Source organism: Flavobacterium sp. FlaQc-28, from assembly GCF_044007415.1.
GTDB lineage: Bacteria > Bacteroidota > Bacteroidia > Flavobacteriales > Flavobacteriaceae > Flavobacterium.
Window position 1 is genome coordinate 1 of record NZ_JBIPCM010000050.1, and the last position, 208, is coordinate 208.

The window sequence follows — 208 nt, forward strand, 5'->3', positions numbered from 1 at the left end:
CAGGAACAAACGGAACATTAACGATTTGTTCAGGCAGCACAGTAACATCAGGATCATTATTTGCAGCATTAGGCGGAAGCCCAGATGCAGGAGGAACTTGGACTCCAGCTTTCGCAGGAGCAGGAACTTATACTTATACTGTGGCGGCTACAGCTCCATGTACTGTTGATGCTGTTTCGACAGTTTCAGTAACAGAGCAGGCGCAGCC

The 208-nt window shown here is 48.6% G+C and carries 1 protein-coding gene; it reads left to right on the top strand.

Annotation, left to right across the window (positions count from 1 at the left end):
- The coding region (locus tag ACHRVL_RS23145; protein WP_395415614.1) for a hypothetical protein at window positions 1-208 on the top strand (208 nt) is incomplete at both ends.